The 14,392-nt window shown below is 69.0% G+C and carries 15 protein-coding genes; 13 read left to right on the top strand and 2 right to left on the bottom strand.

Annotated features, from left to right (window positions below):
• Positions 1 to 35: 35 nt before the first annotated feature.
• From ACTWQJ_RS07700 to ACTWQJ_RS07640, 13 genes are all read left to right on the top strand, one after another.
• A complete protein-coding gene (locus ACTWQJ_RS07700; protein WP_443305870.1) occupies positions 36 to 1,001 on the top strand; it encodes an NAD(P)H-dependent flavin oxidoreductase in 966 nt (321 codons plus the stop codon).
• Between the two features lie 80 nt (positions 1,002 to 1,081).
• Positions 1,082 to 1,768, top strand: a complete 687-nt coding sequence (locus ACTWQJ_RS07695; protein WP_385515592.1) for a TetR/AcrR family transcriptional regulator — start codon at positions 1,082 to 1,084, stop codon at positions 1,766 to 1,768.
• A 197-nt stretch (positions 1,769 to 1,965) separates the two neighbouring features.
• Positions 1,966 to 2,784, top strand: a complete 819-nt coding sequence (locus tag ACTWQJ_RS07690; protein WP_443305869.1) for an SDR family oxidoreductase — start codon at positions 1,966 to 1,968, stop codon at positions 2,782 to 2,784.
• Positions 2,781 to 3,593: an enoyl-CoA hydratase-related protein gene (locus tag ACTWQJ_RS07685; protein WP_443305868.1), complete on the top strand. Its 813-nt coding sequence runs from the start codon at positions 2,781 to 2,783 to the stop codon at positions 3,591 to 3,593. The genes ACTWQJ_RS07690 and ACTWQJ_RS07685 overlap by 4 nt, the downstream gene beginning before the upstream one ends.
• Positions 3,580 to 4,809, top strand: coding sequence for an acyl-CoA dehydrogenase family protein (locus tag ACTWQJ_RS07680; RefSeq protein WP_443305867.1), 1,230 nt, complete (start codon positions 3,580 to 3,582; stop codon positions 4,807 to 4,809). Before ACTWQJ_RS07685 ends, ACTWQJ_RS07680 begins: the two co-directional genes overlap by 14 nt.
• Position 4,810: 1 nt before the next feature.
• Positions 4,811 to 5,593, top strand: a complete 783-nt coding sequence (locus ACTWQJ_RS07675) for an SDR family oxidoreductase (protein ID WP_443305866.1) — start codon at positions 4,811 to 4,813, stop codon at positions 5,591 to 5,593.
• Positions 5,586 to 6,620, top strand: coding sequence for a phosphotransferase family protein (locus ACTWQJ_RS07670; protein WP_443305865.1), 1,035 nt, complete (start codon positions 5,586 to 5,588; stop codon positions 6,618 to 6,620). Before ACTWQJ_RS07675 ends, ACTWQJ_RS07670 begins: the two co-directional genes overlap by 8 nt.
• Before the next feature lie 54 nt (positions 6,621 to 6,674).
• On the top strand, positions 6,675 to 7,028 hold the full coding sequence (locus tag ACTWQJ_RS07665; protein ID WP_443305864.1) for a thiolase family protein: 354 nt from the start codon (positions 6,675 to 6,677) through the stop codon (positions 7,026 to 7,028).
• Complete coding sequence (locus tag ACTWQJ_RS07660) at positions 7,025 to 7,822, top strand: SDR family oxidoreductase (RefSeq protein ID WP_443305863.1); 798 nt, start codon at positions 7,025 to 7,027, stop codon at positions 7,820 to 7,822. Before ACTWQJ_RS07665 ends, ACTWQJ_RS07660 begins: the two co-directional genes overlap by 4 nt.
• 80 nt (positions 7,823 to 7,902) lie before the next feature.
• A complete protein-coding gene (locus tag ACTWQJ_RS07655) occupies positions 7,903 to 9,561 on the top strand; it encodes a long-chain-fatty-acid--CoA ligase (RefSeq protein ID WP_443305862.1) in 1,659 nt (552 codons plus the stop codon).
• 20 nt (positions 9,562 to 9,581) lie between these two features.
• Positions 9,582 to 10,466, top strand: a complete 885-nt coding sequence (locus ACTWQJ_RS07650; protein WP_443305861.1) for an acyl-CoA thioesterase — start codon at positions 9,582 to 9,584, stop codon at positions 10,464 to 10,466.
• Between the two features lie 31 nt (positions 10,467 to 10,497).
• Entirely contained in the window at positions 10,498 to 12,573 is a 2,076-nt protein-coding gene (locus tag ACTWQJ_RS07645; RefSeq protein ID WP_443305860.1) for a 3-hydroxyacyl-CoA dehydrogenase NAD-binding domain-containing protein, read from the top strand.
• 110 nt (positions 12,574 to 12,683) lie between these two features.
• Positions 12,684 to 12,959 (top strand): helix-turn-helix domain-containing protein, encoded by a 276-nt coding sequence (locus ACTWQJ_RS07640; RefSeq protein ID WP_443305859.1) that lies wholly within the window; start codon positions 12,684 to 12,686, stop codon positions 12,957 to 12,959.
• Positions 12,960 to 13,291: 332 nt separating this feature from the next.
• On the opposite strand, the gene ACTWQJ_RS07635 is transcribed toward ACTWQJ_RS07640, so the two are convergent.
• Together ACTWQJ_RS07635 and ACTWQJ_RS07630 are read right to left on the bottom strand one after the other, a co-directional pair.
• A complete protein-coding gene (locus ACTWQJ_RS07635; protein WP_224740537.1) occupies positions 13,292 to 13,471 on the bottom strand; it encodes a hypothetical protein in 180 nt (59 codons plus the stop codon).
• Positions 13,472 to 13,965: 494 nt separating this feature from the next.
• Positions 13,966 to 14,392: zinc-binding dehydrogenase (locus tag ACTWQJ_RS07630; protein WP_443305858.1), on the bottom strand; the 427-nt coding region annotated here is incomplete at its 5' end.

Here is a 14,392-nt window from a genome sequence, read left to right as displayed (position 1 = left end):
AAGAAAGCAGCAGAAAGACGCATGGTGAGTTGCTCATGAGCCTGCCCCCCATCCTGCGGGACCGGCTGCGCCTGCCCGTGGTCGCATCGCCGATGTTCATCGTGTCCAGTCCGGAGTTGGTCATCGCCCAGTCGGCCTCCGGCATCGTGGGTTCCTTCCCCGCGCTCAACGCGCGGCCGCAGTCGGCGCTGCGCGAATGGCTGCAGCACATAACGGAGGAGTTGGCCAAGCACGACGCCGACCATCCCGAGGCACCGTCCGCGCCGTTCGCGGTCAATCTCATCGTGCACAAGACCAACTCACGCCTGGGGGAGGACCTCGCGACCGTCGTGGAGTTCAAGGTGCCGATCATCATCACCTCTCTCGGCGCCCGGGCCGATGTCAACGATGCGGTCCACTCCTACGGCGGCATCGTGCTGCACGATGTCATCAGCAACCGGTTCGCGCACAAGGCAGTGGAAAAGGGCGCGGACGGCCTGATCGCCGTCGCTGCGGGCGCGGGCGGGCACGCCGGCACGCAGTCACCCTTCGCGCTCGTCCAGGAGATTCGCGACTGGTTCGACGGCCCCCTTCTGCTGTCGGGCTCCATCGCCCACGGCCGCTCGATCCTCGCCGCACAGGCCGCCGGCGCGGACCTCGCCTACGTGGGTTCCGCGTTCATCGCCACCGAGGAGGCGAACGCGGAGGACCAGTACAAGCAGATGATCGTGGACTCCACCGCTGCGGACATCGTCTACTCCAACCTGTTCACCGGCGTGCACGGCAACTACCTCCGCGGCAGCATCGAGGCCGCGGGGCTCGATCCGGCCGCACTGCCCGGTTCCGATCCGTCCGCCATGGACTTCGGGAACCAGGACATCAAAGGGGCGAAGGCGTGGCGGGACATATGGGGCGCCGGTCAGGGCGTCGGTGCGGTCGGGGCGGTACTTCCCGCGGCAGCGGTCGTCGAGCGCCTCGCCGGTGAGTACGCCGAGGCGAAGAGCCGGCTTCAGCGCTTGTGACGGGGTGCGCCACAGCTCCACGAGCCCGCGCACCGTGCGAACTTATGAGTCTGGCGTCGGATTCAAGTACACTTTTGCGGATGGACACCACTGCGCCCGAGGACAGCGAGCAGGTACCTCCGATGGCGCCCCTCTCGCCACTGCGTGAGCCGCCGACGACGCAGCGCGGAGCGCGGACGCGCGCCGCTTTGGTGAAGGCCGCGCGGAAGGTGTTCGAGCGGGACGGCTACCTCGACACCCGCCTGACCGACATCACCAAAGAGGCCCGATGCGCGGCGGGCTCCTTCTATACCTACTTCGCCAACAAGGAAGAGGTGCTTGCCGCCGTCCTTCTGGAGGCGCAGGAGGACATGCTGCACCCCGGCATGGGCCGGGTGCAGGGTACGGACGATCCGTATGCGGTACTCGAGGCGAGTAATCGCGCGTATCTCGAGGCATACAAGCGGAACGCCAAGCTGATGGGACTGCTCGAGCAGGTCGCCCAAGTGGAGCCGGAGTTCCGAGAGTTCCGAAGTCGGCGCGCGGATGCGTTCATCCGCCGCAACGCCCGCGGCATCGCCGACCTGCAGGCGCGGGGCGTCGCAGACCGTGAGGTCGATCCGATGATGGCCTCCCGTGCGCTCTCGAGCATGGTCAGCGTCATGGCCTACAACGCCTTCGTGCTCGGCGAAGGGCAAGACGAAGGTACGCCAGTGGACTTCGAGGAACTCGTGTCCACCGTCACCCGGCTCTGGGCGAACGCCCTGCGGTTCCCCGGCCACCGCTGATCCGGCCTTCTCCCTTCTCCCCTCTTCAACCTTCTCGGCGAATGTGGCGATCGCTTGCGCCTTCTCCGTGCGGTGACGCATACCCAACGGTTGAACTTGACGTCAGATTCAACTATACAGGTGGGCGGAGGCCACGGCCGCAGCATCGCGAGGGCCGTGCCCCGGCACCGCACACCCCGCCACGGAGAGGGTTCGCTGTGAACGTTGCAAAAAGAGTCGCCATCGTCACCGGTGGCGGTGGCGGCATCGGCGGCGCGCTGGTCGCACGACTCGCTCGCGAGGGTGCCCGGGTCGTCGTCGCGGATCTCGACGCGGACACCGCGCGGGCGGTGTCCACGACAGTCAACGCCGACCATCCGGGAAGCACCGTCAGCGCCGGCGCGGACGCGTCGGACACCGCCCAGATCCAGGAGCTGATCGACCTGGCGGAGCGCGCGTTCGGCCCGGTCGACCTCTACTTCGCCAACGCAGGCATCGCCGGGGCTCCCGGCCTCGACGCGGGCGAGCAGGACTGGGACCTCTCGATCGACGTGAACCTGCGAGCCCACATCCGTGCGGCGACGCTGCTGGTGCCGCGGTGGCTCGAGCGCGGCGAGGGCTACTTCGTCAGCACCGCCTCTGCGGCCGGGTTGCTCACCCAGATCGGCTCCGCCACGTACGCCGTCACCAAGCACGCGGCCGTCGCCTTCTCCGAATGGCTGAGTGTCACCTATGGCGATCGCGGGGTCCATGTCAGCTGTCTGTGCCCGATGGGGGTGAACACCAGGTTGCTGTATTCCGGGAAGGACTCCGGGGATGCCCTGGGGAGAGCGGCCACCCAGGCCGTCACGTCCGCGGGTGACGTCCTCGAGCCGGCCGAGGTCGCCGACGCCGTCCTCGCCGCGATCGAGGACGAGCGCTTCCTGATCCTGCCGCATGAAGAAGTACTCGACATGTACCGGCAGAAGGGTTCGGACTACGACCGGTGGCTGCGCGGGATGCGCCGCTACCAGAGCTCTCTGCTGGAGCAGGCATGACCGGCGCGCCGGGCGAGCTGGTCCTCGCCGAACACCGCGGGCCCGTGCTGGTGCTCACGTTCAACCGGCCCGCCAAGCTGAACGCCTGGACCGACGAACTCGAAGACCGCTACTTCACGCTGCTCGACGCCGCCGAGGACGATCCGGACGTACGCGCCGTCGTGGTCACCGGCGCGGGACGCGGATTCTGCGCCGGCGCCGACCTCCAGCGGCTGCAGACACTCGGCGAGGTCTCCGAGGCGGACCGGGCGCGGCGCCGGCCGCGCGATGTACCGCTGACCCTGCGCAAACCGCTGATCGGTGCGGTCAACGGAGTGGCCGCGGGCCTGGGCATGGTGGAGGCGCTCTACTGCGACATCCGCTTCGGCTCGCCCTCGGCGCGGTTCACCACGGCATTCGCGCAGCGCGGGCTGATCGCCGAGTACGGGATCTCCTGGCTGTTGCCGCGGCTGGTGGGGCGCAGCCGGGCAACGGACCTGTTGCTGTCGAGTCGCATGGTGGACGCCGAGGAGGCACTGCGTATCGGTCTTCTCGACCACCTGGTCCCCACCGGCAGTGTGGTCGATGCCGCTGTCGCGTACGCCGCCGATCTGGCGACGCGCTGCTCCCCGGCCTCCATGGCCACCATCAAGAGCCAACTGCAGGGCGACGCGGACGGCACCTACGCCGATTCCGTGACCCGGGCGGAAGGCCTGATGCTCCAGGCCTTCCGCGGGGCCGATTTCGTCGAAGGCGTGGCCAGTCACCTCGACAAGCGCGCACCGAGTTTTCCCTCCCTACCCGTCAGGAGTTCAGATGTCCCTGTTTGAGACGTCGGACCGCGCCAAGAAGTACCAGGCGGATCTGCTCGAGTTCATGGATTCGCACATCTACCCCGCTGAGGCGGTGTACGACGAGCAGATGCGCGCGTCGGGTGACCCGCACTTCCATCCGCCGATCATCGAGGAACTCAAGGCGGAGGCGCGAAAGCGCGGACTGTGGAACCTCTTCCACCCGCACCCCGAGTGGGGCCCGGGGCTGACGAACCTCGAGTACGCGCCGCTGGCGGAGATCATGGGGCGCAGTCACATCGCCTCCGAGGCGTGCAACTGCAACGCTCCCGACACCGGCAACATGGAAGTGCTCACCCTCTTCGGCACCGACGAGCACAAGGAGAAGTACCTCAAGCCCTTGCTCGACGGGACGATGGCCTCGGCCTTCGCGATGACCGAGCCACGTGTCGCCAGTTCCGACGCCACCAATATCGAGCTGCGGATGGAGCGCGACGGCGACGAGTACGTGCTCAACGGCCGTAAGTGGTTCGCCTCGAACGCGATGCACAAGAACTGCAGGGTGCTCATCGTGATGGGCAAGACCGACCCCACGGCGGCCCCGCATCGCCAGCAGTCGATGATGGTCGTCCCCATCGACGCCCCCGGGGTCACCGTGATCCGGAACCTCCCGGTGTTCGGGTACGCGGATCGCGAGGGCCACGCGGAGATCACCTTCGAGAATGTGCGGGTGCCGGCCAAGGACGTACTCAAGGGCGAAGGGGAGGGTTTCGCGATCAGCCAGGCCCGGCTCGGTCCCGGCCGTATCCACCACTGCATGCGGGCGATCGGCGCGGCCGAGCGGGCGCTGGAGCTGATGTGCCGACGCGCGCAGTCACGTGTGACCTTCGGCAGCCCGGTTGCCGAACGGTCCAATGTCCAGGACTGGATCGCGGAAGCGCGTATCGAGATCGAGATGATCCGTCTGCTCACGCTCAAGGCCGCGTATCTGATGGACACGGTCGGGAACAAGGAAGCGCGCACCGAGATCGCGGCCATCAAGGTGGCCGCCCCGAACATCGCGTTGAAGATCGTCGACCGCGCGATCCAGGTGCACGGGGGAGCAGGAGTGACCGAGGACTTCCCGCTGGCGATGATGTACGCGCATCTGCGGACGCTGCGGCTGGCGGACGGTCCCGACGAGGTCCACAAGCGGGCCATCGCCAAGCAGGAACTGCGGCAGTACCGCGACGCCGCCACGGCAGCGGTGAGCTGAGATGGCAGGACTCGATCTCACCGGTCGCACCGCCGTCGTCACCGGCGCCTCGCGCGGTATCGGGCTGGCGATCGCCCAGGCCATCGCTGCCGCGGGCGGAAACGTCGTCCTCACCTCCCGGTCCCAGGAGGCGGCGGACGTCGCCGCGGCCCAGGTCAAGGGCACAGTGGTCGGCGTCGGTGCGCACGCGGTCGACGAAGAGGCGGCCCGGCGCTGTGTGGATCTGACGCTCGAGCGCTTCGGAAGCCTGGACATCCTCGTCAACAACGCGGGGACGAACCCGGCGTTCGGGCCGGTCATCGACCAGGATCACGGGCGGTTCGCCAAGACCTTCGACGTGAACCTGTGGGCTCCCGTCCTGTGGACGGGCCTGGCCACGCGGGCCTGGATGGGCGAGCACGGCGGGGCGGTCGTCAACACCGCGTCGGTCGGCGGCATGGCCTTCGAGGCGAACATCGGGTTGTACAACGCGTCGAAGGCCGCACTCATCCATCTCACGAAGCAACTGGCCCTGGAACTCTCGCCCAAGGTCCGCGTCAACGCGGTGGCACCGGGTGTGGTGCGCACGAAACTGGCCGAGGCTCTGTGGAAGGAGCACGAGCAGGCCGTGTCCGCATCGATGGCGCTGGGCCGCATCGGCGAGCCTGCCGACATCGCCTCCGCGGTCGCCTTTCTCGTCTCGGACGCCGCGAGTTGGATCACCGGCGAGACCATGGTGATCGACGGCGGGCAACTGCTCGGTGACGCGCTCCCGTTCAGGCAGGGAGCCGGCATCAGTGTCTAGTGCGGACATCGTCGGAATCGACGCCGGGGCGGTGAGCCGCTGGTTCGAGACCCTCGGCGTCGATTTCGCCGGGCCGCTTGTCTTCGACCGGATCGGGCTCGGCCAGTCGAATCTGACCTACCTGGTACGGGATCTGGCCGGCCGTAGGTGGGTGCTGCGGCGCCCACCGCTGGGTCGCCTGCTGGCGTCGGCGCACGACGTGGCCCGCGAGGCGCGGATTCTGACCGCCCTGGAGAGCACCGCCGTCCCGACCCCGCGGGTGCTCGGGCTGACCGATGATCCCGCCGTGACCGACGTCCCGCTGCTGCTCATGGAGTTCGTGGACGGCGAGGTCGTCGACAGGATGTCGATCGCGCGGTCGTTGACGCCTGAGCGCCGTCGGGCGATCGGGATGTCGTTGCCGCGGACGCTGGCGAAGATCCACGCGGTCGATCTCGAGGTGACCGGGCTGACCGGTCTGGCCAGCCACAAGCCGTATGCGCAGCGTCAGCTCAAGCGGTGGTCGGCCCAGTGGGAGAGGTCCAGGACCCGCGAGCTGCCCGCCCTGGAGGACCTCACCCACCGCCTCGTCGCGGCCGTCCCGGAGCAGCGCGAACTGACGCTCGTGCACGGCGACTTCCATCTGCGCAACGTCATCACCTCCTACGACACCGGGGAGGTGACCGCGGTGCTCGACTGGGAATTGTCAACGCTGGGTGATCCGTTGGCGGACATGGGCAGCCTGCTGGCCTACTGGCCCGGCAAGGGTGAGAACACCTCGGGCGACTTCGTCGCGACCGCTCTCGACGGCTTCCCGACCCGCGAGGAACTCGTGGCGGCCTACTCGGCGGCGTCGGGACGCGACCTGACGGCGCTGGGCTACTGGCACACGATGGGGCTGTGGAAGGTCGCGATCATCGCGGAGGGCGTCATGCGCCGCGCGATGGACGAACCGCGGAACAAGGCCGCGTCCGGGACCCCGACCGCGGAGCGCATCGACGCACTGGTGGCGAAGGCCCACGAAGTCGCGGACACGGCAGGTATCTGACCCGATCGCCTGCCCACGGGACTTTGGCACTCGCGCATACAGAAAGGAGCGGTGATGAGGCAAACAGTCATCATATCGACGGCGCGTACGCCGATCGGGAAGGCCTACCGCGGCGCGTTCAACAACACCCAGGCACAGGCGCCGGCGGCGCACGCGATCAGCCATGCCGCGTGGCGCGCGGGGTTCGACGGCGGCGAGGTCGAGGACGTGATTCTCGGGTGCGCCGCGCAGCAGCGGTCCGCCGGCATGACCGGCATCTCGGTCGGCCACCCGTACGGCATGACCGGGGCGCGGTTGGTCGGGCCCACGTTGCTGGAAGGCAGGAGCCGGGGCGCGCGCTACCCCGTGATCACCATGTGCATCGGCGGCGGTATGGGCGCGGCGGGCCTGGTCGGGGCGGTGTCGTGAACCCCGCCGCACTGTTCGACGTCAGCGGAAAGACCGTGGTGGTAACCGGCGGCTCACGCGGAATCGGGCTGATGATCGCGCACGGTTTTGTGGCCGCCGGGGCCACGGTGATCATCTCTTCACGCAAGGCCGAGGCGTGCGAGGAGGCGGCAGCGGAGTTGTCCGCGCTGACGTCCGCCGGCGCCGGAACCTGTCTGGCACACCCGGCGGACCTGTCCACCGCCGAGGGCCTCGAGAGCCTGGCCGAGCGGGTCGCGGAGGTCGCGCCGCGGCTGAACGTCCTGGTCAACAATGCGGGAGCCGCCTGGGGTGCGCCGATCGGCGAGTTCCCCGACTCGGGCTTCGACAAGGTGCTCAACGTCAACGTCAAGGCGGTCTTCTCGCTGACGCAACGGCTGCTGCCGCAGTTGCGGGCGGCCGCCACCGCGGAAGACCCCGCGCGAGTGATCAACATCGGGTCGATCGACGGGCTCGTGGTCTCCGCGTCCGACAACTTCTCCTACGTCGCGAGCAAGGCGGCGGTGCACATGCTGACCCGCAAGATGGCCGCCACGCTGGCGAGTGATCACATCACCGTCAACGCCCTTGCTCCGGGCCCATTCCCGACCAAGATGATGGCGCACGTCCTGGACGCCCCCGAGCTGCGGGACGCCGTGGTCGAACGGGTGCCCCTCGGCCGCGTCGGCACCCCTGAGGACATCGCGAGTCCGGCGATCTTCCTCGCCTCCCGCGCGGGCGCCTACCTGACCGGCACGGTGATCCCCGTTGACGGCGGGATCTCCGGGACGCGCTGACCGGTCGCGTGTGAAGGTCAGCGCGCCCCCACCTGAAACACCCCGCACACCCTCACCCCCGAAAGGCGGCTTCGGCAGCGATGAGCTGGTTCGACGACAGGCCGTGGACGGCGCAGTACACCGAAAGGCTGCGGGAGGTGGAACCGGTCCCGGCCCGCACCACGCTGGAGCTGCTGGCCGACGCGGTGGCCACCGCCCCCGACCGCCCGGCCACCACCTACCTCGGTGGCACGCTGACCTACCGGGAAGTGGATGAGCTCTCCGACGGGGTGGCGCACTACCTGCTCGAGCGCGGCTTCCGACCCGGCGACCGGCTGGCGCTGGACCTGCAGAACATCCCGCAGTTCGTGCTGGCGCTGTTCGGTGCCTGGAAGGCGGGCGGCGCAGTCGTACCGCTCAACCCGATGTACCGGGACGAACTCGCGCACATCCTCACCGATTCCGGGGTGTCGGCGATCGTGTGCGATGAGCAGGCCTGGTCGGAGCACGTCCGTGAGCGGGCCACCGCGGCGGGGGTGACGACAGCGCTCACCGCCAGCCCGCTGGACCTGCAATCCCTGGACGACCCACGCGTCTTCGCCGGTCTGACCCGGCAGCGCAGTGAGGGCGCGGACGACATCCTCGAAGTGGCGAGGGCACGGGTGGGGCGGCGACCCGCCCAACCCGGGCTGACACCCGACGACATCGCACTGATCTCCTACACCTCCGGCACCAGCGGACTGCCGAAGGGGGCGACCAACACCCATCGCAACCTGACCGTCAACGCGGTCCTGCTGCGCCTGTACGACGAGATCCCCTCGGGATCGCCGATCTTCGCTCTGGCCCCGCTGTTCCACATCACCGGCATGGTCGTCCAGTTGCTCAACGCGGTCGACCTCGCGAGCCCCCTGGTGCTCGCCCACCGCTTCGAGCCGGGGGTGGTGATCGATGCGCTGAAGCGGGAACGGCCCGCCTACATGGTCGGGCCGTCCACCGCATACATGGCGCTGATGGCACACCGCGACTTCTCCGCCGAGGCGTTCGCCTCGCTGAGGACCCTCAACTCCGGCGGCGCCCCGCTGCCGCCCGCAGTTGTCGAGCGGTTCCGAGAGCAGACGGGACTGTACATCCGCAACGGCTACGGGCTCACGGAGACCAGTGCCCCTTGCGTAGTGGTGCCCGTGGGCAGACAGGCTCCCGTGGATCCCGACTCGGGCACCTTGTCGATCGGCCTGCCCCTTCCGACCGCGATGGTCCGTATCGTCGACGAGGGCGGCAGGGACCTGGGACCGAACGAGGTCGGCGAGATCGCGGTCGAAGGACCCATGGTGGTTCCCGCGTACTGGAACCGGCCCGAGGCCACAGCGGAGTCGATCCCGGACGGGCGGCTGCTCACCGGCGACGTCGGTTTCATGGACGGGCAGGGCTGGGTGTACGTGGTGGACCGTAAGAAGGACATGATCAACGCCTCCGGGTTCAAGGTGTGGCCTCGCGAGGTCGAGGACGTCCTCTACCGGCACCCCGCGGTGCGCGAGGCGGCCGTGGTCGGTGTGTCCGACCCCTACCGCGGCGAGACGGTGGCGGCCTTCGTCAGCCTGAGGCCCGAAGGATCCGTCGAGCCCGAAGAGCTGGTCGCCTACTGCCGCGAGCACTTGGCCGCCTACAAGGCCCCTCGGACTGTCAGCATCCGAGACGACCTGCCCAAGACCACCAGCGGCAAGATCCTGCGCCGAGAACTGCGCGGGGCGACGTCCGCATGACGAGCGAGAGGAGCCGAAGCATGGCCGGTCTGCCAGAGGTCCTGGCCCTCGACGAGATTGCGCCGGACCGGTTCCGGTCCGGCCCGATCCCCAGCGAGTGGGCGCGGACGTTCGGTGGCCAGATCGCCGCCCAGTCGCTGATGGCCGCGGCGCGTACCCTCGACCGGTCGTACTCGGCTCACTCGATGCACGGCTACTTCCTGCGGCCCGGCCGTCCGCACGAGCCGACGGACCATCTGGTCGAGCGGATCCGCGACGGCGGCAGCTTCTGCACCCGCCGGGTGACCGCAGTCCAGGCGGGGGAGGCCATCTTCACCATGACGGCGTCCTTCCATCGCGGGGATGAAGGGTTCTCCCACCAGGTGGACATGCCGGCGGTGCCGGCACCTGACGACATCCCGGAGTCCGACCGCATCAACGGCTGGGGCATGCCGCGGCCCGCGGAGTGGCGCCACTGGGAGATGCGATGGGTGCCCGGGGGCGAGATCGGCCACGTCCCGGGGGCGCCGGCCTGCCAGCGGGTGTGGATCCGGTACGGACGTCCGCTGCCGGACGACGGTGCCGTCCACACCTGCGCGCTGACCTATCTCAGCGACATGGCGTTGCTGGGCTCCGCGCGGCTGCCACATCCCCGAACCGCCGTACAGGGTGCGTCGCTGGACCATTCGCTGTGGTTCCTGCGTCCCTTCCGCGCGGACGAATGGCTGCTGTACGACCAGGTCTCCCCTTCGGCCGAGCACGGCCGGGCGCTCACCCGCGGAAGGCTGTTCGACACGGGCGGACGTCTGGTGGCCGCCGTCGCACAGGAGGGACTCATGCGCTTCGAACGGCCCCGGCCGACGAAGGGCGGCGACAGGGAAATGTCCCTGTCATCACCCGCTTCAGCCGTTACCGACCCGCGTTGACCACCGATTCGTCAAGGAAGTGGTGCCACCCATGTCCACCCAGTACAGCGTCATCGGACGCACAGCGATCCTCCGCCTCGACAACCCGCCGGTCAACGGGCTCGGGCACGCGACACGGCAGGGCATCGTGCAGGGTCTGCACCGTGCCCTCGACTCCGGCGACGTCGATGCCGTCGTGCTCACCGGCCGTGAGGGATTCTTCTCCGCCGGGGCCGACATCACGGAGTTCGGGACGCCCAAGACCATCGCGGAACCGACGCTCGGCGACGTCATCGCGGCGCTGGAGGCCGCGGACAAGCCCGTCGTGGCCGCGATCGACGGCACATGTTTCGGCGGCGGACTGGAGCTCGCGCTGGGCGCCCATTACCGGGTCGCGACGTCGAAGAGCAGGATCGGGCTCCCCGAGGTGAACCTGGGACTGGTCCCCGGCGCCGGCGGCACCCAGCGGCTGCCACGCCTGGTGGGGGCCGCCGTGGCGGCGGACATGATCAGCGGCGGTGCACCGCGTACGGGGCGGGAGCTCGGAGACCTCCCGGGACAACGGCTCTTCGACCGGGTCGTGGACGGCGACGTGATGGCGGCGGCGCTGGAACTCGCGGCCGAGATGGCCGCGGTACGGCCGCTCCCCCGGGTCCGGGACCTGAGTGTGGGTTCCGGCGACGCGGCCGCGGTGAGCGTGATACGGGAGCGCCTGGGCCGACGCAGCCGAGGATTCCTGGCGCCGGCGGCGGCTCTCGCTCTGGTCGAGAAAGCGGCGACCACGCCGTTCGAGGAAGGGCTGGCCGAGGAGCGGAAGACGTTCCTGGAGCTGATGAACGGCGAGCAGTCGGCCGCGCTGCGCCACGCCTTCTTCGCCGAGCGGGCCGCCCGCAAGGTCCCCGACGTCCCGCTCGGGACGTCGGCCCGGAGGGTGGACACGGTGGCGGTCATCGGTGCCGGAACGATGGGCGGCGGCATCGCGATGAACTTTCTGGACGCAGGTATTCCGGTCACCATCGTGGAGAGCAGCCAGGAGGCGCTCGACCGCGGCTTGGACATCATGCGTCGCAATTACCAACGTCAAGTGAAGACAGGGAAGTTGACGGCCGAAGGGCTGGAGCAGCGCATGGCGCTCCTGACGCCGACCCTGGACTATGCGGACGTGTCGGACAGCGACCTGGTCATCGAGGCGGCCTTCGAGGACATGGACGTCAAGCGTTCGGTGTTCACCCGGCTCGATGAGGTGGCGAAACCCGGCGCGATTCTGGCGTCGAACACCTCGACCCTCGACATCGATGCGATCGCCGCGGTGACCGGGCGCCCCGGGGATGTTCTCGGCATGCACTTCTTCAGCCCCGCGAATGTCATGAAACTGCTGGAGATCGTGCGCGGGGCCAAGGCAGCGGACGACGTGCTGGTCACAGCCATGGCGGTGGGACAGCGGATCGGCAAGACCGGCGTGGTGGCCGGGGTGTGCGACGGCTTCATCGGCAACCGGATGCTGGCCAAGTACCGGGATGCCGCGATGGAACTCCTCCGCGCGGGCGCGACACCGGCCGATATCGATTCCGCCGCGGAGAACTTCGGCTTCGCCATGGGCCCGTTCCGGACATCCGACCTGGCGGGCAACGACATCGGATGGGCGATCCGCAAGCGGCGCTACGCGGAAGACCCCGGCATGCCCCGGGACGAGATCGCCGATGCCCTGTGCGAAATGGGCAGGTTCGGGCAGAAGGTCGGTGCCGGGTGGTACGACTACAAGCCCGGCAGTCGCGAGGCGATCCCGAGCCCCGTCGTCGACGAGCTGCTGGCTTCATTCCACACTCAGCACGGCACCGAGCTGCGTACCTTCGAGGCGGACGAGATCGTGCAGCGCCTCGTGTTCGCACTCGTCGACGAGGGCGCGCGCATCCTCGACGAAGGCATAGCCCTGCGCGCCTCGGACATCGACGTGGTCTACATCGCGGGGTACGGCTTCCCGAGGTACCGCGGCGGACCGATGTTCTACGCCGACACGGTGGGTGCCGCACATGTCCTCTCCGGACTCAGGCGGTTCCACGGAGATGACGGTTGGGAGCCCTCGCCGTTGCTGACGCGGCTGGCCGACGAGGCCGGGACATTCAACTGACGCCACCACCGCAGAGGTGGGACCCGGCCGTTACGCGCGGTGCTGGCGCGCGCAGCCCAGGTTTGTCACCCGGCAGGACTTACGAGTTGCCCCGCGATTGCTGTTGGGCCGTGTTGGCCTGGAGGTTCGGCTGGTGTGCACCCGACCCTGCCTGGGTCCGGTGTTGCACTGTCAGGTCACGCCCCACCGCCGAGGGGCGCGGCCTGCGTGCCCACATCGAGGTCCGCACCGATGCCCTGGCCGTCCGGCCCTATCGCGCCCTCACACAGACCGAGGCCGCCCAGCTCCTCGGCCTGCTCAGCCTGCTGGCCGACCAGGTCCTCACCTCCGGCACAATTCCCTTCCCCAACCCCATGGGCCTTCCGGCCCGCCAAGCACGAACTTGACGAGTTGCCTCGCAAATGATCGCGGGTGGCCGTGACACGATGATGGCCGCCCGGGTTCTTGAGGTGTGAAGATCAAGCAGGCCCGCGCGGCCATGTCGCATCCAGCCTTGTTCGGCGTCACACGCCAGCATCTCGGCGAGTTGATCGAGGAACTCGCGCCACGCTGGGAAGCGCGCTGCGTGTCCGCAGGGCACGAGCGGCGCCGGGGCGCCCGCCGGCGGCAGGCCGGAGGGGGGCCGAGGTATGGGCTGGTCTTCACCGACCGGCTGCCGACCACCCTGGTCCACCTTCGCACCGGCCTGACCCATGCGCCTACGCCACGGCCGAGAACGTCACCATGCGCATCGACGGCATGGAGACCCAGGTCCGCCGTCCCAGAGCACACCGCCCCGGCGGAAGCCGATGTGGCCCGCCGCCCGGGACGCCTGGCCCTCGCCGACCTCGGCCTGTGCCCCGGCGATCTGCACCGGTTCCTCGACGAGATCCGCAGCGAGGGCCGCGACCTGGCCCAACTGCTCACGCTCGTCGGACTGGGCGGCTCACCCCCCTGCTGCCCGCCTCCGTCGCTGCCCCCTATCCGCCCTCGGGCATCGTCGACCGGCCGGTCCCGATCACTGCTCTCACGCCTCGCTTGCGCAGATGGACAGGGATGGCGCGGGAAGAGTACGCCTCATCATGTCCGAGACGTATGCGGCGTCGTGAGCGCTCCGAGAAGAGGGACAGGTTCGCCGCCCCTGTCGTGATGCTGCCGCAAGTCGTAGGTTGCCGTGGTTCGAGCCTCTTCCTGAGATCGCGGACCTGCGTGGGGCTGGGCCACGACGACACGCCATGACCAACCCCGCTACCTACTGGTCATCCCCGTGAAAGGTTTTGGCGCAACTGTCGATCACGGGAGTCGACGTCCGATTCTTGACACCATGCAAACCCCGGCATGGGCCCGGTGGCAGGAGCCCCGGGCCCACGCGCTGAGGAGTGCGGACTCTGCCGTGCAGTCCGCCCACGATGGTCAGTTGCCGACTGCGGCCCGTGTCGGCAAGGTGACGATCATCTTGCCGGTGTTGTCGCCGCGGAGCATGCCGAGGAATGCCTCGACCTTGTTCTCGATGCCCTCCACAACGGTCTCCTCGTAGCGGAGCTTCCCGTCGCGGATCCAGCCGCCGACCTCCTGCACGAACTGCTGTTGCAGGTCGTTGTGGTCGGAGACCAGCAGGCCGCGCAGGGTGAGGCGCTTGCCGATGGCGAGTGCGAGGTTGCGCGGGCCGGGGGCCGGCTCGGTCGCGTTGTACTGGGCGATGGCCCCGCACAGCGCTGCGCGGCCATGCACGTTCAGGGCGCCGATCGCGGCCTCGAGGTGGTCGCCGCCGACGTTGTCGAAGTAGACGTCGATGCCGTCCGGGGCCGCCGCCTTGAGCTGCTCGGCCACGGGCCCGTTC

The organism is Streptomyces sp. KR55 (assembly GCF_052245645.1).
In the GTDB taxonomy this organism is placed as follows: Bacteria; Actinomycetota; Actinomycetes; order Streptomycetales; family Streptomycetaceae; genus Streptomyces; species Streptomyces flavusporus.
Note: the sequence above shows the minus strand (reverse complement) of the source record. Positions and strands in the feature narration are given on the sequence as shown.